This window comes from Sphingobacterium sp. MYb388, assembly GCF_037479535.1.
Taxonomy (GTDB): domain Bacteria; phylum Bacteroidota; class Bacteroidia; order Sphingobacteriales; family Sphingobacteriaceae; genus Sphingobacterium; species Sphingobacterium anhuiense.
This window is the reverse complement of record NZ_JBBGYV010000006.1, coordinates 107887-130034: the sequence shown is the minus strand read 5'-3', so window position 1 is coordinate 130034 and position 22148 is coordinate 107887. Positions and strand designations below refer to the sequence as shown.

General features: G+C 35.3%; 22 protein-coding genes. 8 read left to right on the top strand and 14 right to left on the bottom strand.

The window, feature by feature from the left end:
• Positions 1-126: 126 nt before the first annotated feature.
• The gene (locus tag WH188_RS18365; RefSeq protein WP_206368672.1) at positions 127-645 is read left to right on the top strand and encodes a KdsC family phosphatase; all 519 of its coding nucleotides are present in this window, start codon (positions 127-129) and stop codon (positions 643-645) included.
• 3 nt (positions 646-648) lie between these two features.
• On the top strand, positions 649-1227 hold the full coding sequence (locus WH188_RS18360) for a Maf family nucleotide pyrophosphatase (protein WP_183915987.1): 579 nt from the start codon (positions 649-651) through the stop codon (positions 1225-1227).
• A 34-nt stretch (positions 1228-1261) separates the two neighbouring features.
• Here the strand turns inward: WH188_RS18360 and WH188_RS18355 are convergent, their stop codons facing one another.
• The 11 genes from WH188_RS18355 to WH188_RS18305 all read right to left on the bottom strand — a co-directional run bounded on the left by WH188_RS18355 (position 1262) and on the right by WH188_RS18305 (position 12545).
• Positions 1262-4195, bottom strand: coding sequence for a TonB-dependent receptor domain-containing protein (locus tag WH188_RS18355; RefSeq protein ID WP_339424453.1), 2934 nt, complete (start codon positions 4193-4195; stop codon positions 1262-1264).
• A 97-nt stretch (positions 4196-4292) separates the two neighbouring features.
• Entirely contained in the window at positions 4293-4736 is a 444-nt protein-coding gene (locus WH188_RS18350; RefSeq protein ID WP_021188816.1) for a hypothetical protein, read from the bottom strand.
• Positions 4737-4863: 127 nt separating this feature from the next.
• Positions 4864-5625 (bottom strand): tryptophan synthase subunit alpha, encoded by a 762-nt coding sequence (gene trpA / locus WH188_RS18345; protein WP_168128235.1) that lies wholly within the window; start codon positions 5623-5625, stop codon positions 4864-4866.
• A 3-nt stretch (positions 5626-5628) separates the two neighbouring features.
• A complete protein-coding gene (trpB, locus tag WH188_RS18340; protein WP_021188818.1) occupies positions 5629-6813 on the bottom strand; it encodes a tryptophan synthase subunit beta in 1185 nt (394 codons plus the stop codon).
• Positions 6794-7432 (bottom strand): phosphoribosylanthranilate isomerase, encoded by a 639-nt coding sequence (locus WH188_RS18335; protein WP_132843743.1) that lies wholly within the window; start codon positions 7430-7432, stop codon positions 6794-6796. Before WH188_RS18335 ends, trpB begins: the two co-directional genes overlap by 20 nt.
• A 1-nt stretch (position 7433) precedes the next feature.
• The gene (trpD, locus tag WH188_RS18330; protein WP_168128234.1) at positions 7434-8423 is read right to left on the bottom strand and encodes an anthranilate phosphoribosyltransferase; all 990 of its coding nucleotides are present in this window, start codon (positions 8421-8423) and stop codon (positions 7434-7436) included.
• Positions 8424-8631: 208 nt separating this feature from the next.
• A complete protein-coding gene (locus WH188_RS18325; RefSeq protein ID WP_168128233.1) occupies positions 8632-9096 on the bottom strand; it encodes a hypothetical protein in 465 nt (154 codons plus the stop codon).
• 80 nt (positions 9097-9176) lie between these two features.
• On the bottom strand, positions 9177-9398 hold the full coding sequence (locus WH188_RS18320; RefSeq protein WP_021188822.1) for a DUF2795 domain-containing protein: 222 nt from the start codon (positions 9396-9398) through the stop codon (positions 9177-9179).
• 144 nt (positions 9399-9542) lie between these two features.
• On the bottom strand, positions 9543-10301 hold the full coding sequence (locus WH188_RS18315) for an ABC transporter ATP-binding protein (protein WP_021188823.1): 759 nt from the start codon (positions 10299-10301) through the stop codon (positions 9543-9545).
• A 29-nt stretch (positions 10302-10330) separates the two neighbouring features.
• Positions 10331-11074: a lysophospholipid acyltransferase family protein gene (locus WH188_RS18310; protein ID WP_168128232.1), complete on the bottom strand. Its 744-nt coding sequence runs from the start codon at positions 11072-11074 to the stop codon at positions 10331-10333.
• Between the two features lie 100 nt (positions 11075-11174).
• A complete protein-coding gene (locus WH188_RS18305; protein WP_132843738.1) occupies positions 11175-12545 on the bottom strand; it encodes a dipeptidase in 1371 nt (456 codons plus the stop codon).
• Between the two features lie 200 nt (positions 12546-12745).
• Between WH188_RS18305 and WH188_RS18300 the strand changes: the two genes are divergently transcribed.
• Together WH188_RS18300 and WH188_RS18295 are read left to right on the top strand one after the other, a co-directional pair.
• On the top strand, positions 12746-15472 hold the full coding sequence (locus WH188_RS18300; RefSeq protein WP_168128231.1) for an outer membrane beta-barrel protein: 2727 nt from the start codon (positions 12746-12748) through the stop codon (positions 15470-15472).
• A 10-nt stretch (positions 15473-15482) separates the two neighbouring features.
• Positions 15483-16277, top strand: a complete 795-nt coding sequence (locus WH188_RS18295) for a GLPGLI family protein (protein WP_031287608.1) — start codon at positions 15483-15485, stop codon at positions 16275-16277.
• Positions 16278-16411: 134 nt separating this feature from the next.
• Here WH188_RS18295 and WH188_RS18290 read toward each other — a convergent pair whose 3' ends face one another.
• Positions 16412-16591: a hypothetical protein gene (locus WH188_RS18290; RefSeq protein WP_021188827.1), complete on the bottom strand. Its 180-nt coding sequence runs from the start codon at positions 16589-16591 to the stop codon at positions 16412-16414.
• Between the two features lie 127 nt (positions 16592-16718).
• A complete protein-coding gene (locus WH188_RS18285; RefSeq protein WP_168128230.1) occupies positions 16719-18857 on the bottom strand; it encodes a S46 family peptidase in 2139 nt (712 codons plus the stop codon).
• Between the two features lie 186 nt (positions 18858-19043).
• Between WH188_RS18285 and WH188_RS18280 the strand changes: the two genes are divergently transcribed.
• The 4 genes from WH188_RS18280 to WH188_RS18265 all read left to right on the top strand — a co-directional run bounded on the left by WH188_RS18280 (position 19044) and on the right by WH188_RS18265 (position 21558).
• The gene (locus tag WH188_RS18280; protein WP_168128229.1) at positions 19044-20393 is read left to right on the top strand and encodes a DEAD/DEAH box helicase; all 1350 of its coding nucleotides are present in this window, start codon (positions 19044-19046) and stop codon (positions 20391-20393) included.
• Positions 20393-20632, top strand: a complete 240-nt coding sequence (locus tag WH188_RS18275) for a hypothetical protein (protein WP_132843735.1) — start codon at positions 20393-20395, stop codon at positions 20630-20632. The genes WH188_RS18280 and WH188_RS18275 overlap by 1 nt, the downstream gene beginning before the upstream one ends.
• A 157-nt stretch (positions 20633-20789) precedes the next feature.
• Entirely contained in the window at positions 20790-21140 is a 351-nt protein-coding gene (gldC, locus tag WH188_RS18270) for a gliding motility protein GldC (protein ID WP_021188829.1), read from the top strand.
• A 10-nt stretch (positions 21141-21150) separates the two neighbouring features.
• A complete protein-coding gene (locus tag WH188_RS18265; protein ID WP_021188830.1) occupies positions 21151-21558 on the top strand; it encodes an EVE domain-containing protein in 408 nt (135 codons plus the stop codon).
• 60 nt (positions 21559-21618) lie between these two features.
• Here the strand turns inward: WH188_RS18265 and WH188_RS18260 are convergent, their stop codons facing one another.
• Positions 21619-22146 (bottom strand): acyl-CoA thioesterase, encoded by a 528-nt coding sequence (locus tag WH188_RS18260; RefSeq protein WP_021188831.1) that lies wholly within the window; start codon positions 22144-22146, stop codon positions 21619-21621.
• Between the last annotated feature and the right edge of the window lie 2 nt (positions 22147-22148).

Here is a 22148-nt window from a genome sequence, read left to right as displayed (position 1 = left end):
GTGTTGTGACATTAATATGATTTTTTGTCTATTTGTAATAATAAGTTGTCTTAATAGCTGTAAATTTTGTATTATTTTGTATTGTATTTCGAATTATATATTACTTATTTTTGAAAGAAAACAGCTATGATTTTTGATAATCTTAAAAAAGTGAAAGCTTTTGTATTGGACGTGGATGGTGTGTTGACTGATGGGCGTGTGCTGGTCAATGAGGCTGGTGAACAGTTGCGCACTTTTAATATTAAGGATGGTTATATCATGCAGTTAGCTGTTAAGCGGGGTTATCCAATCATCATTATTACAGGTGGAAATTCTACTGGTGTTGTTAAAAGACTAAAGGGGTTAGGTGTTCAAGAAATTCATTCAGGAATCTCCGATAAGATTGGAAAGCTGAATGAAGTCCTGGCTTCACTGAGCCTGAATTTTGAAGATATCCTTTATATGGGAGATGATATGCCAGACTTTGACTGTATGAAACTGGCTGGTCTAGCCACATGTCCTGCTGATGCTATTGAGGAAATTAAAGGAATTTGCCATTATATTTCTCCAAAAATTGGTGGTGATGGGGCTGTACGAGATGTCATGGAAAAAGTATTAAAAATTCAGGGTAAATGGCAAATGGATACAACAGTCAAAAGTATATAAGTAATGATAAATTTAGAGAATAGACAAATAATACTGGGCTCTCAATCGCCGCGAAGAAGCCAATTGTTAAGTGAATTGGGTTTGAAGTTTGAAGTGGTGGTCCGCGAGACGGATGAAGTTGTCGATGAACTTCTAAAACCTATAGCGGTAGTGAAGGCCATTGCGACAAAAAAAGCTGAGGCTTTTCTTAATGATTTTGAAGGGGCTGTAATCATTACTGCAGATACTATTGTTGTTACCTCTGATCAAAAAATATTAGGAAAACCCAAAAGTAAAGCGGAAGCTTTTCACGTGTTAAAGATGTTATCTGGTGATATCCACGAAGTAATTACTGCAGTTTGTATTCTGGAAGATGAAAAATTAATTACTTTTTCGGAATCCACTGAAGTAGAATTTTATCCGCTTAGTGATGATGAAATTAATTTTTATATTGAAAAATATGAGCCATTTGATAAAGCGGGCTCTTATGGAATACAAGAGTGGATAGGTCGTATCGGGATCAAAAGTATCAAGGGAGAATATACAAATGTGGTAGGATTGCCAACAGCTCGACTCTATCAGGAACTAAAGAAACTAAAATAAAAAAGGGAACCGCTAACTTGGTTCCCTTTTTATTTTAGTTGATATGAAATCTTACACCGGTGTAGAACATTCTTCCCGTTAATGGTCCCCATAATAGAGACGTGTCAAAGTAAGATCCAAATGGATCATCTGCTCCTAAAATTGGATTATGTTGGAAATAATTTGTTAAGTTTTCACCACCAACATAAATTGTGAAGTTTTTATTTTTCCCAAAATCTTTACTTACCTGCGCATTCATCGTTACATAAGCATTTGATTTTGTTGCTACCTGATATGCAACTGGGTTTTCTATTGTTGAAGGTATTCTTTTATCTCCTACAATATTTAAGGTATAGTCAAAGCTCCATCCTGATGAAGGTAATGTATAAGCTAGATTAGTAAAACCTCTGTGCTTAGCCAATAGCGGTTTACTTTTTCTACCACTTTCAAAGTCAGTTTGAACATCGAGTAAACGATATGCAAGTCTTGTTTCTAAACGAGGAAGAGGATTGAAACGTAATTCTGCCTGAAGACTATTTGAATATGATTTACCTGTTAAGTTATAAAAAGATATTTCTCTAGGGTTTTCATAGTCAACTACGACCTGATTTTCAAAACTGTTTCTAAATAACTCAACCGATGCAGTTGCCTCTCTGTTGAACAATCTGAAACTTTGATCAATTGTAAAGCCAGTATTCCAAGAAACTTCAGGATCTAATCCGTAAGCATTTTTAAAATTGTCTGGAGATTTGATAATTAATGTACGGCTACTTGCTAGTGCAGACATATTTTCGGCAATAATGTTAGCCGTTCTTTGCCCTCTACCAGCACTTAAACGCATTGTATTACCTGTAAAAGGTGCATAACGTAAATTTAAACGAGGTGTAGTAAACCAACCGTACAATGAGTTATAATCTTGTCTTAAACCTACGACGGCATCAAATTTTTCATTTGGACTGAAAGTATATTCTACAAAAGCACCGGAAACAGTTTCTTTTCTCTTAAAATTCTGAACATCCAGATATAACTCATCATAGTTATCATAATTTACCGAAGCTCCCACACGGTATTTGTGAGCTACAGTTCCGAGAACATCTTGAAATATCAAATTGGCATATCCATTCTGTTGTTCACCATTATAATTTTTTAGACCAAAATAACTTTTTTGATTATAGTTTGAACCTGCAAGTTGTAGACCTATACTGCGGTGTCTGTTTTCTGGAAATACATAGCCGATTTTAGCAAAACCTTCGATTCTTTCAATATCAAAACCTAGACCATATCTATTGGTAGTTCCTTTATCTGTTTTTTTGTTAAAATCTGTTTGACCACCTGTACGGTCATCATTTAAATATTTAATTCCAAACTGTGCCATGAAGCCTTTTCCGTTTTCGTAGTTCCAACGGTTTACTCCGGAAAAGAGGTTTCCAACAGGGATATCACGAAAACCGTTATCGCTGAAATTCATTGTTTTATTATACATGAAATTATCATGTAACAGGACAGCGGTAGACCAATTGTTGTTTATTTTTTGAGCTAAATTTAAGTTTACATCTGTTCTTCCCATGTTGTTTGCATAGGCATTGAAATAAAGTCTGTCCGAATTTTGCGGTTTTTTAAGTTCAACATTAATTTGTCCAGCCATGTTTTCATATCCATTTGCAACAGAACCAATGCCTTTTGCAATTTGAATAGATTCGATCCAGCTTCCAGATATCGAATTTAAACCTAGTGGGGCTGCTAAGCCTCTAGGGCCAGGTAAGTTCTCTACAGTAAGCTGTGTATATATACCGCTTAATCCTAGCATTTGAATCTGTTTAGAACCTGTTACAGCATCATTACTTACGACATCAACAGAAGCATTTGTTTCGAAACTTTCACTTAAATCACAACATGCAGCTTTAAATAGTTCTTTAGTTGTTAATACCTCTACACGTGCAGGATTCATTCGATTGATGAAGTTTGATCTTCTGCTTCCTGTTACTACCACCTCAGATAAGACATTGCTTTTTGCGTTTATCATCAATACTTCATGCAAGTCTTTTATAGTAATCGTATCCGATTGCATACCTGCAAAACTCACAACGATCTTCTTAAAATTTCCATGATGCTGTAATTTGAAAACACCATTTTCATTTGTTCTTGCATTTTTGCTTTTATCTTCTAACCAATGGATATTAACACCTGTGATTGGATTGAGGTCTCCTTTTTCATTTTCTTCAACAACTACGCCCGTTAAAATGTGGTTGTGATCATGATGATCATCTTTCTTTGCTTTTACATCCGTAATTTTACCGTTTTCCATTCTCGGATATAAACAACATTCATGTAATTGTTCATATACTTGATCATCGGCACGTACATTGTCTACATCGTGTCCAACGGCAGCAATGCTCTTTTTTATTTCTTCTAAAGGTGCTTTTTGATGATTATGTTTTACGACCAGCTCTTTTGTGTTTACATCCCAGATTGCTGATGTAACACCATTAATAGTTGCCGCAGTTTCGATTCTTTTTTTACATAAAGCACAGTTTCCTGCTACATGCATAGTGGTTGTGCTATCAACAGAAACGATTGTTGTAGCACTACTATTGTTTGTGGTAGCACTAACTGTTAATGGCGAAGCTTGAACTTTTTCTAATCTAGGATATAAGCAGCATTCATGTAATTCGGCATATGCTTTATCGTTTCCTCGTACATTCTCAACATCATGTCCGACAGCCGCAATGCTTTTTTTAATCGTTTCTAATGTTGATTTTTTAGCACTATATGTTAAGGACAGTTTCTGAGTATCTTCACTCCATACGGCGTTCGACACACCCGGAAGATTGGCTGCTTTTTCAATACGTTTTTTACACATACCGCAGTTTCCAGCGACATGTAATGTGACCGTACTGTCTTGTTTAGCAATATAAGAAGTGGCTTTCAGCGAAGTATTTGCAAGAAAAATAAATAGGGGTATAAGTGCGTATTTTAATATTTGTTTCATGATTTTTTTAAAATTTTGAAATAGTAGTATACTTCAGCTTTTATCGCTAAAGTGTGACCTTGGTTGTCTTTAAAAGACCTATTAAAAAATTTAAAAATCAGATTCTGAAGTTACAGTTTATCAAATAAGGAGAAATATCAGTTGCCGATATCGGTTTATTTGACGCGAAAACACATTTGGAATTGGCAATGTTTTCAAAGTAGTTTTGATTTATAATAATCCAGTTTAATACCAGAATGGCTGGACTGATAACCGGATAAACCTTTGCACTATCCGATGAAAAATGATTGTCGTCGACGTTTTTTAAATCGACAGAAACATTTTTACATTTATTATCTTCAGTTGATTTATGCTCTTCCGAAACAGGAGTTTTATGGCAGGCATCATTTTTTTTGCATAATGCACATTCTGCATGTGAGGCCTCGTCTTTATTGAGGGAGATGGATTGCGTTTCTCCATGACAAAAATGAAAGTACACAGTTGCACTAGTCGCCGTAAGGGAATAGTGAAAAATCAAGATAAGTATGATCAACTGTTTCATTTCGACAAAGCTAATAAACAACTTGCTCTCTTAAGCATTCTTGTTGTCATATTATTGCTACAATTTTTGTTCAGTTAGTAGAAGTTTATAAAAATAGTCCTTGATGGAGCAAGGACTATTTTTTGTTTTAACCTTTTATTGATTTAATAAAATTAGGAATTTCATCTAAGTAATTGTCCTTCGTTAGTAGTTTCACAAATGCTGTACCTATAATAGCTCCTGTGGCAAACGATGTAGCTTGTTCAAAAGATTGTTTATTTGAAATGCCAAATCCGATTGCAATTGGATTTTCAAGCTGCATATCTTTTATTCGCTGGAAGTAAGCAGTTGTTGTGTCTCCTACATTCAGTTCTGTCCCTGTAGTTGCATTAGAGGAGAGCAAGTAGATAAAGCTATTGGAAAGTTTATCAATCTTTCTAATACGTTCTTCTGAAGTCTGTGGGGTCACTATAAAAATATTGGCAACGTCATTCTTTTCAAATGTATCTTTATAAAGTTCTTCATATTCATACATCGGTAAGTCCGGTACAATTATTCCGTCAATACCCACCTTTTTGCAGTCAGCACAAAAGCGTTCCACACCATATTGTAATAAAGGGTTTACATAACCCATTAAAAATACGGGAATGGTCACATGCTTACGTAACTCTTTCAATTGTTCAAAAAGAATTTCTACTGTCATGCCATTCTTTAAAGCAACCTCGGAGCTATGTTGAATAGTGGGGCCATCGGCAACAGGATCTGAATAAGGGAAACCGATTTCTAAAAAATCAGCACCTGATTCCTCCAGCTTTTTGGCAATAGTTACTGTGCTATCAAGTGTTGGGTAACCAGCAGTATAATATATCGATAAGAGACCTTGATCCCCTGTTTTTTTTATTTTTCTCATCGTTTAAAAGCCAAAATATTTCATGTAATTGTCCAGATCCTTATCTCCGCGTCCTGACAGACAGATGACCACAGTATCATCTGGTTTTAAATCCATTTTTTCTAAGTATGCTAAAGCATGAGCACTTTCAATAGCAGGAATAATTCCTTCCAGTCTTGTGAGCAACAATCCTGCTTCCATTGCCTCTTTATCCGTCACGCTCACATAATTGCCGCGTCCGGATTTAAATAACCAGGCGTGCTGTGGACCAATTCCAGGATAGTCTAATCCCGCAGATATGGAGTATGGTTCTATAACCTGTCCATCTGGAGTCTGCATCAGCAATGATCGGCTCCCATGTAATACACCTTCTTTTCCAAGTGCCGTTGTTGCGGCAGACTCGCCAGAATCAACACCCAATCCAGCAGCTTCTACAGCAATCAGCTTTACTGATTCTTCATCTACAAAGTGATAAAACATACCTGCAGCATTCGATCCTCCACCTACACATGCTATTGCATAGTCAGGATTGGATTTGCCTGTTTTTTCTAAGAGCTGTTTTTTTGTTTCTTCAGATATGATAGACTGAAAACGAGCAACCATATCTGGATAGGGGTGAGGCCCTACTACAGAACCAATGATATAATGTGTGTCAACGGGATTGTTTATCCAATCTCGTAAAGCTTCGTTAGTAGCATCTTTTAAAGTTTTGCTTCCCGATTGTGCTGGTACTACTTGTGCTCCCATCATCTTCATTCTGGCAACATTTGGTGCTTGGCGCTCAATATCGATGGCGCCCATGTAGACCACACATTCTAATCCTTTTAGTGCACATACAGTAGCAGTAGCAACACCGTGTTGCCCAGCTCCCGTTTCAGCTATGATCCTTTTCTTTCCTAGTCGCTGTGCAAGTAAGATTTGACCAATTGTATTGTTTATTTTATGAGCACCTGTATGATTTAGATCTTCTCTTTTTAAATATATATTACTCCCATATTTCTCGGATAGACGGCCTGCATAGTATAAAGGTGATGGTCTACCCACATAATCTCTTAGAAGTTGATTAAACTCTTCCTGAAAACTGGGTTCTTGAATAATATCTAAATATTTTTGACGCAGTTCTTCTACATTAGGGTATAGCATTTCTGGAATGTAAGCACCTCCAAATTGACCATAATATCCTTTTTCATTAACCTGGTACTTGCTCATAATTCATGTTTTTCAATGTCTGTTCTAATAATTCTACATTTTTTATTCCTGACTTAAATTCAAATTTTGAATTTAAATCGAGACCGTATAAACGAGGATCGGAAATCTGGCTTGCCTCTCTTATATTTTCAGCACTTAAACCACCACTTAAAAAATAGGGTTTCTCTAAGGGGTAGTTCCTCAATAAATCCCAGTCAAAGTGTATTCCCGAACCACCATGGTTACTAGTCTTAGTGTCAAATAAAAAATAATCAGCAACCGATTCGTATGCGTTGAGAGATTGCCAATCAAAGTTTTCGTCAATGCCAAAAGATTTGATGACAAGAATATCTTTAGATTTTAACCTAAGACAAAAATCAGGATCCTCATGACCATGTAACTGAATTCCGGCTAATCCGTAATCACTGATTTTTTGTAGAATTTCCTGCTCGCTGGCATTTACAAAAACACCTATTTTTTTTATTCCTGGGATTGCCTTTATAAAATGGGCATCCAAAGCACTGACATATCGTTTTGATTTTTCATAGAAAATCAAACCCATATAATCGATCGGTAATTTAATGAGATCTAGCATATTATCCAGATCTTTCATGCCACAAACTTTAATTTTTAAGCTCATGTTATTTATTTATAAGTTTTTTGAAACTATTGAATGCTCTTCCGCTTTTAAGTGATTCTTCTGCTTCGGCCAAACAAGCTGCAAATGTTTTTTGCGGATCAAATGTATTGATAGCAAAGGCGGCATTTGTAAGTACTACGTTATTTTGAATGTCATTGCCATCATTGCTTATAATTTTCAAAAATGTGTCTGCCGCTTCATTGATTGTTTCCCCACTAGCTAAAGAAGCTGGTGCAACAATATCAAAGCCAAGTTCAGGAATACTGTAGTATTTTTCTCCAGCATTGGTTATAACTTTGAAATCACCTGTAAGTGATATCTCATCGTATCCATCCAGTGCATGTATAATCGAATATTGTTTTACTGAATCTTGATAGAGGTATCCATACAATCTTGCAAGCTCTAGACTAAAAACACCTACGGATTGAAATTTTGGATTCGCAGGATTGGTCAAAGGGCCTAGCATGTTAAAGAATGTTTTAACGGCCAACGCTTTTCGAATAGGTGCTACCGTCTTCATCGCAGGATGAAATAAAGGGGCATGTAAGAAGCAAATGTTGGCCTCATCCAGTTGTCTGTTTAGCTCGCCTTTATCGTTTGTAAATTGATAGCCCAAATATTCCATAACATTGGAAGAACCACAGCCCGATGAGACGCCGATATTACCATGTTTAGCGACATGATAACCTGCTCCAGCTACAACAAAAGATGCTAATGTAGAAATGTTGAAAGTGTTTTTTCCATCTCCACCTGTACCACATAAATCGATTAAATCATAACCGCTGAAGTCAAGCTGAAGACATAGATCGTACATCGCATCTCTAAATCCACCAAGTTCTTCCACACGGATACTTCGCATGCCGTAAGCTGTCATGAATGCAGCGATTTGATGGCTATCATATTTGCCCTCTGTGATATTGATGAGGATATCATAAGCCTCTTTTCTGCTGAATGATTTATATTCAAATAAATGCGCTAATATTTTTTTCATGGTATTATTAAAATAAAAAAAGGCTTACCTAAAAAGGCAAGCCTACTATTTTGATGTATAGATAAATCTAAGCAATAGTTCTTTGCCACAACAGTTTAACTGTTATGCCACCACCAAGACTTATTTAATACGTTTATATTCATTTCTTTATTGTAATAGCAAATATGGTTGATTATTTTAAAAAAAGCAAGTGATTTAGTGAATAATTTTAATATGTGACAAAATGTGCTAAATTATTTCCTTTTGAGACTAAAGTAAAGGATGCAATTTTGTCTGCTTCAAGATAAAGGGATACAATCAGCCTGTCTTTTATTTTAAGAAAGTAAATGTTCGACGCATTTTTTCCTTCTAAGTCGATATCCCTAGTTTCCTTTTTAGGAAGCTGATGATAGTTGAGATACTGAATTTGACTAATATCTTTCATCTGTATATTGAGACGGACTTCGTTTAGACTTGCTTCGAGATATTCAAAATATTCATCCGTAAGCTTTTTGTTGATGATGATGTGCTGACTTAAGATCACATCTGTAGCAATATTGGGGTCATTAAGAGCAGTGACAAATTTTTTCACAATAACCAAATTGGAATCAGGAACTCTGTTTTCCTGTGCAAAATTGATATTGGGAATCAGAAATGCCAAAAGTATACATGCACTTTTAAGATATGTTATCATATAGTGATAAGACTGCTATTTAGTGAAAAGGATTAAATCGTATAAAAAATGCCTTACAATTCAATGTAAGGCATTTTTTATTAATACTCGTCTTCGTTAAAGAAGAAATCATCCTTTGTAGGATAATCTGGCCAAATTTCTTCTATATTCTCGTAAGGCTCACCGTCGTCTTCTAAATCTTGTAAATTTTCGATTACTTCAACAGGAGCACCAGAACGAATACCATAGTCGATTAATTCATCTTTTGTTGCCGGCCAAGGGGCATCTTCTAAATGTGAAGCTAACTCTAATGTCCAATACATAATAAAAACAGATTAAGTTTTCAATTTTCGCAAAAATATAATTTAATTTGTCTTTAGCAAGTTATTTGTCATTTATTTTTTTATCATCAATTTAAGTAATTGATATTCAGTTTGAAAAAATACACTAGCGTTGTGCTCATCTTTCTAAATATTTTCAAAATCATCACCTTTTTCTTCTAATGCTGATAGTCTTGGAGAAACGGATTTGATATCTGTATTTGGATAATCAGCTTCTATAAGTCCATCTCTCATGCGGACGATTCGATGTGCATGCTGTGCAATATCTTCCTCGTGAGTTACCAATATGATGGTATTTCCCTTAGAATGGATTTCTTCTAAAAGCCCCATGATTTCGATAGAAGTCTTTGTGTCAAGATTTCCTGTAGGTTCATCCGCAAGAATAATGGATGGATTGTTTATCAATGCACGGGCAACTGCTACACGTTGGCGTTGACCACCTGATAACTCATTCGGACGATGATCAACACGATTTCCTAATCCGACACTATTTAAAGCCTGTGTTGCTTTTTCCTCCCGTACACTTTGCTTAATCCCTGCATAAATTAATGGAAGTGCAACATTTTCCAATGCTGTGCTTTTGGGTAAAAGGTTGAATGTTTGAAAAACAAATCCAATCTCCTTATTCCGAACTTCAGCCAGTTCATCATCTGTCATATCACTGACATTGATGCCATTTAAAATATAATCACCATAATTAGGAGTGTCTAAGCAACCTAAAATATTCATTAATGTTGACTTTCCAGATCCAGATGGACCCATTAAAGCTACAAATTCACCTTTCTTTATATTTAAAGAAACAGATTTTAACGCATGAATAGTCTCTGTTCCTATTGTATATTGTCGAGCGATCTCTTGAATTTCAATTAATGTTGCGGAAGCCATAGCAAACTTGTTTAAATTTGGTGTTCAAATTACAATTTATTCTGCAATTTCCAATGTGAAAGCATTTTATTGTAAACGTAATTTTCTAAGTCAGCAGCATTTTGTTCATCATAATTATCTGTATTAATCGGAGCAAATACTTGCACTTTTACGATGCCTGGATGCGATCCTAATTTATGACCGTCATCCCATAAAATTTCCCAGGCATTTTCAATGACAATCGGGATTATTGGAATATTATTCTCAATTGCCAGACGAAATGCACCAGATTTAAAAGGATGTATAGTAGGTGGATACTGCTCATCAATTTTTCCCTCCGGAAAAATGGCAAGAGATTTTCCCTCCTTAAGCATTTCATTAGCCTTTTTAAAAGATCTGAAAGAAGCCATTCTGCTCTTACGATCTACAGGGATATCAATTGTTTTAAAAAATATGCGTGTTACGGGGTTTTTCAATAACTCTGCTTTTCCAATAAAACTAATAGCTTTCTGGGATATAAAAGTCATCGCCGTGATGTCTAGAACGGAAGTATGGTTAGCACAGAGGATATAAGGTTTGGACCAGTCAATTTTTTCTTCAAACTTTACGCGGTAAAAAATACCGGCACCATATGAACCGATGAGACTCATCCATCTCCTGAGATACGCGATTTGATTATAGTTTTTGGATGCATTTCTTGCATATAGCCATATGATGGGAAAAAGACAACAGAACACAATAAAAACACTGGCAAAATAAAAATAGCGATGCAGTTTCTTCAGAATTTTAATCATTCAATAATATTTTTATACAAGATAGCTTTTCGTAAGGAGAGCAATATAATAAAAAAGGGGTTCAAATTAGCGAACCCCTTTCTGTATTTTGTGCAGGTATTTATTTACTTAATGCAGCATAATATTTATGAAACAAAGGAATAGTTGAAATACCTTTAAGATAATTTTCAATACCATATTTCTCGTTCGGAGAATGTAGGTTGTCACTATTTAATCCGAAACCAAGAAGGACAGTTTTTAAGCCTAAAACTTCCTCAAATAAGGCTACAATAGGAATTGAACCTCCGCCGCGGGTTGGGATAGGTTTTACCCCAAATGTGTCCGTTAAAGCTTTCTCAGCAGCTTTGTAAGCGACACTATCAGTTGGAGTTACAACCGGTTCGCCACCATGATGCGGTTTAACTTCGACTTGTACATTTTTGGGAGCAATTGCTTCGAAATGTTTTTTAAATAAGTCTGTAATACGCTGTGAATTTTGATTTGGAACTAATCGCATCGAAATCTTGGCATATGCTTTCGAAGGAAGTACAGTTTTTGCACCTTCACCAATATAACCTCCCCAAATACCGTTCACTTCTAAAGTCGGGCGAGTACCTGTACGTTCAATTGTTGAATATCCTTCTTCTCCCCATAGCTCTTGAACACCTAAATCTTTTTTATATGCTTCGATTTCGAATGGCGCTTTATTGAGCTCATCGCGTTCTTCCTGAGATAGTTCGACGACATCATCGTAAAATCCTGGAATGGCAATATGATTGTTCTCATCATGTAGAGATGCGATTAATTTTGCTAAGATTGTAGCTGGGTTTGCAACTGCGCCCCCGTAAACACCAGAGTGTAAATCTCTATTTGGACCAGTTACTTCAACTTCAACATAAGATAATCCTCTTAATCCAGTTTCTAAAGATGGAGTTTCCAGACTGATCATCGATGTGTCAGAAATAACAATTACGTCAGCTTTTAATTTTTCCTTATTTTCTTTTACAAAAGTTCCAAGGTTAGCAGAACCAACTTCTTCTTCTCCCTCGATCATGAATTTAATATTGCACGCAAGTGCATTATTTTTCATCATATATTCAAATGCTTTTACATGCATATAGAATTGTCCCTTATCATCTGCAGAACCACGCGCGTAAATTTTACCATCACGTACTGTTGGCTCAAACGGTGGAGTATCCCACAATTCGTATGGATCAGCAGGTTGCACATCATAATGTCCATAGGTTAATACCGTCGGTAAAGCAGGATCGATAATTTTTTCTCCATATACAATCGGATTACCCGCTGTTTGACAGATTTCTACATTATCTGCGCCAGCTTCCTTTAACTTTTGTGCTACAAATTCTGCCGTTTTTTCGATATCACCTTTAAATTTTGGATCAGCACTTACTGACGGAAGACGTAATAAATCAAACAACTCATCTAAAAATCGTTGTTTGTTCGCCTCAACATATTCTTGTATAGTTTGCATAGTATGAATGTATTTAAAACAAAAATAGGTAAAACATTATAATTTCACCTTGGTAATTATGGTTTTAGAGGCATAATTAAAGGATTTAAAAAAAAGTTATAAAAAGTTGTAACATTTCTATTGAAAGCCTATCTAATAGGGGTAACTATGCAATATATTTGTGCAGTTTTATTAACCAAAGTGATAATTATAGTTTTTAGATGAAAAGAAAAACGATTTTCCATTTGTTGTTGCTATTACCGATGCTTGTGAGCTTTTGCTTTGCTCAGAGTAAAATTCAAGGTAAAATTAGTGATGCCAAAGATCAGCAGAAGTTGTCAAATGCAACGGTCATGCTCTTGAGTGCCAAAGACTCTATTCTTTTAGATTTTACCAGATCTGATGAAAATGGTAATTTTTCGTTAAATACACCCGTACAAAGTGAGGCAGTACTTATTGTAAGTTATCCCAAATATGGAGACTATTATACCGAAATTTTACCAAATCAAGATTATTCAGCATTAAAGGTTGGTTTGACAAGTACAGCGCAACTTTTACAAGAAGTTATCGTAACAGGACGCATTCCGATCACTATTAAAGGAGATACTACAGAATATGATGCAGGTAGCTTTAAAGTGGAAAAAAATGCTAAAGTTGAAGATTTATTGAAAGTATTGCCGGGTATTACGGTTGATGCATCGGGAAAGATTACTGCACAAGGTAAAACTGTGAAAAAGGTTTTAGTAGACGGGGAAGAATTCTTTGGCGATGATCCGACATTAGTGACACGTAACATACGTTCAGACATGGTTGATAAAGTGCAGGTCTACGAAAAGAAATCAGAACAAGCGGAACGTACAGGAGTGGATGATGGTCAACGAGAGCAAACGATTAATGTTAAATTAAAAGATGGAGCCAAAAATGGTATGTTTGGTAAAGCGCTAGTAGGTGGTGGAACAGATAAATACTACATGGGGCAACTGATGGTTAATAAGTTTAAAGGTTCGCAAAAAATATCAGCTTATGGTCTATTTGGTAACAATGGTACTACGTCGATGAATTGGCAAGATGCAGAGAAATATGGGGGCGATTCCGGAGTAAGTTATGGTGATGATGGATCGATGTCCTGGTCAAGTTTTACCGACCCATTCTCTGGCCAAGGTGTAATTGGTGTCCCAAGAGCAATTAATTCAGGCATTAACTTTTCAGACAAATTTGATAAAAACAAGCATAACGTCAATATAAACTATAAATATGGTCGTATCAGTAGTGATGGTCAAGATGAAACTTTGATGAGTGGTCTTATCAACAGCCGTACTGTAAAGACAGTAGATACGGAAAATGATCAGCATCGTGTAAATTTGAAATACGATCTTAACTTTGACTCCTTAAATACATTGACAATTCGTGGAGGAGCATCGCAAAAGAATCTTTGGTCTGATAATAAGCGCGAAGCGTATCAATTTTCCGAAAAATTGGATACAGTAACAACTGAAAATACAAGAGAAGTTGCGGACAACAAGGTGAAAGCATTTAATTTAAGTGCGTTGTTTACTCATAAATTTAAGAAAAAAGGAAGATCATTGACATTTAGTGGAGAGACAAGGAAAGATGAAACTACTGGTGGAGGGTCTCTATATTCAAAAGTTCGTAAATATGATGTTGGACAAGATTCTATTACTGATCAGCGAAAAAACAGAGAACAGAGGGTAACAAATAACCGAGCATCTTTAACCTATACAGAACCATTGTCTAAAGTTTTAAATATGTCGATTGGAGGTGGTGTCGAAAGTAATAAAAGTTCTTCTTTGGTGGAATCGTTTAATGAATCCTCTTCAGGAAATTATGATCAACTGGATAAACGTTTTAGTAATGATTATGATTTCAATAGAACAAGCAGTAATTATAAACTGGCATTCGGTTATACAACGGAAAAGTTAAGATTAAATTTTACGAATAGTTTCAATAATGATGATTTAGAGCAACGGAATAACGATACGAAAGAACAGTTTTCCAGAAACTTTTTCACTTATAATCCGTCATTAGGTGGTGGTTATTCATTTACTAAAAGTAAGCAGTTGTGGTTTAATTACAATGGACGTAATCAACTACCTGCTTTAAATCAAATCCAGCCGATACTTGATAACTCAGATCAATTGAATCGCTATATTGGGAATGAGAATTTGAAACCATCTTTTAGTCATAATATAAACTTAGGTTATAATACATTTAAGTTATTGACAGGAAGTTATGCATATGTAGGAGGGAACGTAAATGTTGTAAAAGATCCTATTTCACAGAACATCACTACTGCTAATGGTATAAATACCTACGAATGGAATAATATAATAGGAAAAACTAATCTGTCTGCTAATTTTTGGTCCGGTTATTACTTTAAGTTGAATAAAAAATTGGGATTGAGTAACTCGCCACAATTATCATTGTCAACATCGGAAAATTATAATTTCTTCAATGGTGAACTGAATAAAGTAAATACAACCAATTATAATTTTACTTACACGTTGACTCGTGATACAAAAACCGGGCTAAACTTTAATATTAATCTAAGTCCACAATACCGTGTTATGGAGTCTAACTTACAGCAAAATACAAACAGTAATGGTTTTGTATTCGGTTCCTCTGGAAGTGTAGAATACTTTTTTACAAAAACACTTAAGGTATATACCAACTACGATTATACTTACGAGGCAGCAACGAAAGCGTTTGACCAGAAGTTTGATCAATTTTTACTTCATCCAGGAGTTAGTAAGAAATTCTTGAAAAATGAATCTTTGATTTTAGATTTTACAGTTAATGATGTTCTGAATCAAAATAAAGGCTTTAGCAGATCGGCCTCAAGCTCTGTATTTACGCAAAGAAGATATGATACGATCAGACGTTACTATATGTTAAAGCTATCATGGGATTTTACAAAAATGTTTTTATAAGATGAAACACATGAAAATACTAAATTACGGAATACTTTTTATACTCTTATGTTGCAGTACGCTCGCTAAAGCACAGTATACACTTTTTTCTAAGGTCGGTACCATCTCGTTTGATAAAACGATGTATATGAAGAACATCGTTAATAAACAGTTTATTGCCAAAGCTGATGGTAATTCCAGAACTCAGTTTGAACAGATGCTTCCAAATATTCCAGAGAATGTTGTTTTAAAGAAGACCCTTAAATTCAATGGAAATGAAACACTATTTCAACCGGTCGCTGGACAGGAATTGGATATGAAAGCAAAGCAACTAATTATGATGTTTGCTCTGGACTTTGATGCGCAGACTTTATCAAATTTAGCAACGAAGGATTATAAACGTTTTAATGATATGATGGGTGATAAAATTATCATTCAGGACTCCGTTAAAAAAATTCAATGGCGTATTACTGATGAGTACCGCGATATAGCAGGTTATACATGTCGACGGGCAAATGGATTTACTTCCGATTCAACTTATGTAATAGGTTTCTATGCAAATGAAATTCCAGTTAGTGGAGGCCCTGAGTCTATAAGTGGCTTGCCGGGTATGATTTTGGGTCTCGTGGTACCAAGTCAACACGTATCTTATTTTGCTACGAAGGTAGAATTGAGCAATACTATTGTAATGGATAAGAAGGTTTTTGAAAATAAGAAGACTAAAACAATGAGCCGTAAGCAAATGATTGATCAATTTACATCCACTATTTCGCAGTGGTTGAACAAAGATACCGTAAAATATATTATGCAATTAGCTACTTTGTAATTGAGTAAGAAAGCTGTATATTATTAATAAAGCCCTTAAATATTACATTTAAGGGCTTTATTAATATAAAAAAATAATAGCAAAATAAAAGGCGCTTTTAAAGCGCCTTTTATTTTGATTAAGATAAATAAAAACTATTTACCGTCATTTTTCTTAGCAGTAACTTCATTACGAATTTCTTGTGCTAATGTTTTAATGTCTTGTAATCCTTTGCGTACACGAGTACCTGCAGCAGAGTTACCATTGTTGAAAAATTTGTCTGCATCTCCTTCGATTGATGCTACTAACTCTTTTAATTTTACGTAGTTTTCCATTTTAATAATTATAATTTTAGTTTTATGGTCTTGTTTATTACTCTAATTAACACAATAAATATACAAAAACCAATTTAATAGAAAATATTTTTTCAGAAAAATTTCTGTTAAAAATTGTGAAATATGATTATTCTACAATTTTTAATTCACTAATGATATTGGTAGCTCCAGCAAATTTGTCAATTACAAATAAAACGTAACGAATATCTACAGATATCGTGCGTTGCAATTTGTGATCAAAAATAACGTCACCTGCCATCGCTTCAATATTACCATCAAAAGCCAAGCCAATTAGTTCGCCATTTCCATTTATTACAGGAGAACCTGAATTTCCGCCAGTTATATCGTTGTCACTTAAGAAGTTAACCGGAAGGTATCCAGCTTTATCTGCATAGCGACCGTAATCTTTATTGTTTTGCAAATCAATCAATCTCTGAGGCAAATCAAACTCTTCGTCTCCTTTTTTGTACTTAGCAATAGTGCCTTTCAAAGTCGTATAGAAGTTTTGTGCAGCATCATTACGTTTATCTGCAGGCAATGATTTAATAGAACCATATGTTAAACGTAACGTGCTGTTTGCATCTGGATAGAATTTTCCTTTTGGATTAGAAGCTAATACGCCAGCAACATATTTACGGTGTGCAGCCTCGAATTTATCCGTTGCTTCTTTATCTGAAGGCGAAGACTCACGGTATTTATTTAATAATGCTGTCGATAATTTGTACAATGGATCGTTATCCAACGCTAACGCTGTCGGATTGTCTAAAAAGTTATTAAGTCTTTCTTCGGAAGCAAAAATACTATTTTTGACAGCTTCACGAATATATGATGTTAGATCATTGTTGTTTTTACCAGCTAGTTCTGCAACATAAGGAGCGATGTTGCCACCTTTTTTTGCATATAAGTTCAATTCATCAATCAATACATCTTCCTCTAGAGGTAAGTATAATTTCTCATAACTGGAAGCAATTGCTCCTTGCAACTTCGGTAATAACTCTTTACGTTTCGCCTCATTAGACTTTACATATAAATCCAATCCATTTCCGATTGAAAACGGTAAAGCGGCTAATGTACTTGAACGGATCATACCACTTAAATAGTTATCATGACGCGCTTTTTCATTCGTAGCAGCATAATAAGCATTAATCGTAGCAATTACATCACCATATTCTGCTTTATTCTCTTTTTTATTAGCCCATTTGTTAAATTTAGCCTCATCTTGAGCTTTTGTCACCGCAGTTTTGTGCAACGTTAAAGCGTCGATCATTCCTTGGCGATTTTTCCAGTAGTTAGCTACTTGAGAATATTTAGAAGCATAATTGATTTTAACAGCTTGATCTTTGTCCATGTATTTTTTCATGGCATCCATTCCTGTTTTTGATGCCTCTACCCAAGCAGGGTAAGCAAACTTTACATTTTGATCAATTCCTCCTGCAGGCATCCAACGATTGGTACGGCCAGGGTATCCCAATATCATAGCAAAATCACCTTCTTTAAAACCCTTTAAACTGATCGGTAAGAAGTGTTTTGGTTTTAAAGGAACATTTTCCTTCGCATATTCTGCTGGGTTACCATTCTTGTCCCCGTATACACGGAAGATAGAAAAGTCTCCTGTGTGGCGTGGCCATTCCCAGTTGTCTGTATCACCACCAAATTTACCTATGCTGTTAGGAGGAGTTCCTACTAAACGGACATCGTTAAAATCTTGATAAACGAAATAGTAATATTCATTGCCATTGTAAAATGATTTTACATTGACGATGTATTTACCGTTTTCGCTGTTTTCTTTTTCGATTTTAGCGATTTCCTGATTAATGATTTTTTGACGTTCAGATTCAGACATTTTATCATTTACTAATGACAAAATTCTTTTTGAAACATCGTCCATACGAACAAAGAAGCGAACGAACAAAGACTTCGGTTTTAGTTCTTCAGATTTTGTTTTTGCCCAGAAACCATTTGTTAAGTGGTCATTTTCAGGAGTTGATAATTCTGCAATTGCACCATATCCACAGTGGTGATTTGTGAATACTAAGCCTTGGTCAGAAACGATTTCTGCAGTACAACCACCATTGAATTGTACGATTGCGTCCTTTAAACTTGAATTGTTGATGCTGTAGATTTCCTCAGCCGTCAGTTTCAATCCTTTCTTTTGCATATCAGCTTCATTAAGTCGCTTCAAGTGCATTAAGAACCACATTCCTTCATCTGCGAATGTGGTCATACTTGCTGTGATAAGCAGCAATAAGATCCATAATTTTTTCATACAAACTTGATAAAAAAGTTTAGTTATTTACTACAAAGGTGGTTTAATTCTGCTTTAAATCAAAATGCGACCAATGAAGCATCTTTTTAACAATAATAATGAAACAGTTATGTCAGTTTTACGTCAATCTGATAATCATTTAATGCATAAGATAAGCATGTGGATGCTTTTCATTATCTTTGTAAAATGCAGCAAACATTTGAAAATTTTAAATTGAATAAGCAGCTTTTGAACGCAATTGAAGAAGCAGGTTATTCGGTTCCAACAGAAATACAACAAAAAGCTATTACACCGATTCTAGCTGGTCAAGATATCATGGGAGTAGCGCAAACAGGCACTGGAAAGACGGCTGCATTTGTCTTACCTATATTAATGAAATTGAAATATGCGCAAGGTCAAGATGCACGCGCTTTAATTTTATCGCCAACCCGCGAACTTGCTATGCAGATCGAGGAAAATATCCAGACATTTTCAAAATATCTTGATTTACGTACAGTCGTTTTATATGGTGGTTTGGGGCCTAAAACCCAAATTGAAAACCTTGAAAAAGGAGTAGACATAATTGTCGCGACACCGGGGCGCTTTTTAGATTTATATTTAGAAGGTCATATTAATGTGAAATCATTGAAATTTTTGGTGATGGATGAGGCCGATAAAATGATGGATATGGGATTCATTTCTAAATTGCACCGTATTTTGGAAGTCGTGCCTCGAAAAAGACAAAATTTATTATTCTCCGCAACAATGGGAGAGCTGGTTCGGAAAATTGCTGGTGATTTCTTAGCTTTTCCAACGGTTATAGAAGTTTCTGAGCAAGCAACGCCAGCTTCGACGGTGAGTCAGAGAGTTTATTTCGTTCCTAACCAAAAAACAAAACTCAATTTATTGCAACATCTATTGAAAGATGATGAATCATTTCATCGTTTAATTGTTTTTTGCAAAACAAGAACAGTTGCGGATAATGTTTTTGCCTTTTTAGAACGTAAATATGGTAAAGATCAAGTACGAGTTATACATGCTAATAAAGGTCAAAATACACGTATCAATTCTATTAATGCCTTTAAAGAAGGAAATATACGAATTTTAGTAGCGACTGATGTAGCAGCACGTGGTCTTGATGTTTCAAATGTTTCTCATGTGATTAACTTTGAAGTTCCCATAGTGACAGAAGATTACGTACACCGTATCGGACGTACCGGCCGTGCATTTAATTCTGGTGATGCTATTACTTTTTGCAATGATGCAGAAAAATATTATTTCAGAAAAATTGAAAAGTTAATGCGTCAGTCTGTTGATGTTGCTCCACTACCAGATGAAGTTTTTATCGAAGAAACACCATATTTCGAACGCCAGGCTATTGCCAAAGAAATCGATATTCAAAAACGAAAAGAAGATCCAGATTTTAAAGGAGCGTTCCACGAGAAGAAATTTGCAATCAAGCAGAAAGAAGCAAAAGCATCACAGCGTGCATCGGGGTTCAAGTCTAATAAACAAGGTCCTAAAACTTCTACTAAAAGAAATTATAGAACAAAATAGTGAGACTTACACCAATTAATATCGTATCGGCATGCTTAGTAGCTTGGTATTTTGTAGAGGATATGTCCGATACGAAACCATTACTGTCTATGACCGCGCTGTTGATCTTAATGGTGGTATTACTATTGGTGGATATTTTCTTCCGGATTATTGTCAAACAAAATAAAAAGCTTTGGCTCTATGAGTTGGGTTTTATAGTGGTAGTCGCGATCTTAACACTTATTATAAAAATAGCGTAAGCCTTTTGTAAAAAGCATTATTAATATGAAACAGTCTTGAGCATATCATATAGAAATCAACATGTTCAGAGTAGCTTCATAGCCTTTAAAAACCGAGTGAAACCAGCTTAATAATTAGTAAAAGCTAACACTCATTATTAAAACAAATCATATTCTAATGAAAAAAGCAGAAATAAAATTACAGGTTGAATTGGATGATGCAAACGTGCCTGACAAAATTACTTGGTCTTCTAATGATGGTGAATCTTCTGATGAACTTCCTGCCAAAGCCATGTTTTTAGCATTATGGGATTCTGCATATAAAAACTCAATGCGTATCGATTTATGGACTAAAGATATGCCTTATGATGAGATGAAACGTTTTTTCTATGAGACCTTACAGACATTAGGAGATTCATTTCTACGTTCTTCAGGCGGTGATCCTATGGCAGAGAAAGTAATCGCAGATTTACGTGATTATTGCGCTCACTTTGCTGATAAAATGGAAGTATTAGAACAACAAAACTAATTTTTTCGATATGAATTACTTTTTGGTCAAATCTGAACCTTTCAAATACAGCTGGGAGCAATTTAATAAAGATGGTCAGACGTTTTGGGATGGTGTACGTAATTATCAAGCCCGTAACAATCTTAAAGCAATGAAAGAGGGTGATCTTGTTTTATTTTACCATAGCAATGAAGGAAAAGAAGTGGTGGGTATTGCAAAAGTTGTAAAAGAATACTATCAGGATCCTACAACTGAAGATCCGAAATGGGTAGTCGTAGATTTAGCTCCGGTCGAAACATTTAAAAAATCAGTTACACTAGAGCAGATCAAAGCAGATGAATTTTTACAGGATGTTGCATTAGTACGTCAAGGAAGATTATCTGTAATGCCACTAAAGGCTGAAGAGTTTGATCGTATAGTGGCTTTAGGCTCTGAATAATAGCGTTTGCACTAATTAAAATTAAAAATGCCTCAGATACACCATCTGAGGCATTTTTAATTAGCCTTTGTGATCAAATAAATTGACAAGGTTTTTTAATTCAGTAGCTTTGCTTGGATCTAGCTTACCACTTAATATTAAGCGTAACTCACGACGTCTCATTGCCTCGTCGTAAAGCCTATGTTCCAATTCCGTTTCAGGAACTACTTTCGGAATTGGCTGCGGTTTGGCATGCTCGTCTACCGCTACGAATGTATAATAAGCTTCATTTGATTTTTCTTTTGTTCCCAATGGAAGATTTTGAGCAAACACCTCCATTCTTACTTCAATTGAAGTATTAAAGGCACGCGTTACCTTCGCTTCAATGGTCACAACTTCTCCTAGTCGAATGGACCTTTTGAATGAAACGTTATCGACCGATACGGTTACTACTGGACTATTACAGTGTTTCTGCGCTGCCATTGCAGAACAGATATCCATCCAATACAACAATCTACCGCCCATTAAATTACCAAAAGTATTCGTATCATTCGGTAATACTAATTCATTCATTACCGTAGTAGACTCTTTAGCACATTTCTCCTTCATCT

What these genes read in the sequence shown, in the direction of transcription:
- WH188_RS18290 (WP_021188827.1), bottom strand. Translation starts at nt 16,591, where the DNA reads ATGGAAAACTACGTAAAATTAAAAGAGTTAGTAGCATCAATCGAAGGA.
- WH188_RS18265 (WP_021188830.1), top strand. Translation starts at nt 21,151, where the DNA reads ATGAATTACTTTTTGGTCAAATCTGAACCTTTCAAATACAGCTGGGAG.
- WH188_RS18300 (WP_168128231.1), top strand. Translation starts at nt 12,746, where the DNA reads ATGAAAAGAAAAACGATTTTCCATTTGTTGTTGCTATTACCGATGCTT.
- WH188_RS18310 (WP_168128232.1), bottom strand. Translation starts at nt 11,074, where the DNA reads ATGATTAAAATTCTGAAGAAACTGCATCGCTATTTTTATTTTGCCAGT.
- WH188_RS18325 (WP_168128233.1), bottom strand. Translation starts at nt 9,096, where the DNA reads ATGATAACATATCTTAAAAGTGCATGTATACTTTTGGCATTTCTGATT.
- WH188_RS18295 (WP_031287608.1), top strand. Translation starts at nt 15,483, where the DNA reads ATGAAAATACTAAATTACGGAATACTTTTTATACTCTTATGTTGCAGT.
- WH188_RS18305 (WP_132843738.1), bottom strand. Translation starts at nt 12,545, where the DNA reads ATGCAAACTATACAAGAATATGTTGAGGCGAACAAACAACGATTTTTA.
- WH188_RS18365 (WP_206368672.1), top strand. Translation starts at nt 127, where the DNA reads ATGATTTTTGATAATCTTAAAAAAGTGAAAGCTTTTGTATTGGACGTG.
- WH188_RS18285 (WP_168128230.1), bottom strand. Translation starts at nt 18,857, where the DNA reads ATGAAAAAATTATGGATCTTATTGCTGCTTATCACAGCAAGTATGACC.
- WH188_RS18280 (WP_168128229.1), top strand. Translation starts at nt 19,044, where the DNA reads ATGCAGCAAACATTTGAAAATTTTAAATTGAATAAGCAGCTTTTGAAC.
- WH188_RS18320 (WP_021188822.1), bottom strand. Translation starts at nt 9,398, where the DNA reads ATGTATTGGACATTAGAGTTAGCTTCACATTTAGAAGATGCCCCTTGG.
- WH188_RS18315 (WP_021188823.1), bottom strand. Translation starts at nt 10,301, where the DNA reads ATGGCTTCCGCAACATTAATTGAAATTCAAGAGATCGCTCGACAATAT.
- WH188_RS18335 (WP_132843743.1), bottom strand. Translation starts at nt 7,432, where the DNA reads ATGAGCTTAAAAATTAAAGTTTGTGGCATGAAAGATCTGGATAATATG.
- WH188_RS18355 (WP_339424453.1), bottom strand. Translation starts at nt 4,195, where the DNA reads ATGAAACAAATATTAAAATACGCACTTATACCCCTATTTATTTTTCTT.
- WH188_RS18260 (WP_021188831.1), bottom strand. Translation starts at nt 22,146, where the DNA reads ATGAAGGAGAAATGTGCTAAAGAGTCTACTACGGTAATGAATGAATTA.
- trpA (WP_168128235.1), bottom strand. Translation starts at nt 5,625, where the DNA reads ATGAGAAAAATAAAAAAAACAGGGGATCAAGGTCTCTTATCGATATAT.
- WH188_RS18350 (WP_021188816.1), bottom strand. Translation starts at nt 4,736, where the DNA reads ATGAAACAGTTGATCATACTTATCTTGATTTTTCACTATTCCCTTACG.
- WH188_RS18360 (WP_183915987.1), top strand. Translation starts at nt 649, where the DNA reads ATGATAAATTTAGAGAATAGACAAATAATACTGGGCTCTCAATCGCCG.
- trpD (WP_168128234.1), bottom strand. Translation starts at nt 8,423, where the DNA reads ATGAAAAAAATATTAGCGCATTTATTTGAATATAAATCATTCAGCAGA.
- trpB (WP_021188818.1), bottom strand. Translation starts at nt 6,813, where the DNA reads ATGAGCAAGTACCAGGTTAATGAAAAAGGATATTATGGTCAATTTGGA.
- gldC (WP_021188829.1), top strand. Translation starts at nt 20,790, where the DNA reads ATGAAAAAAGCAGAAATAAAATTACAGGTTGAATTGGATGATGCAAAC.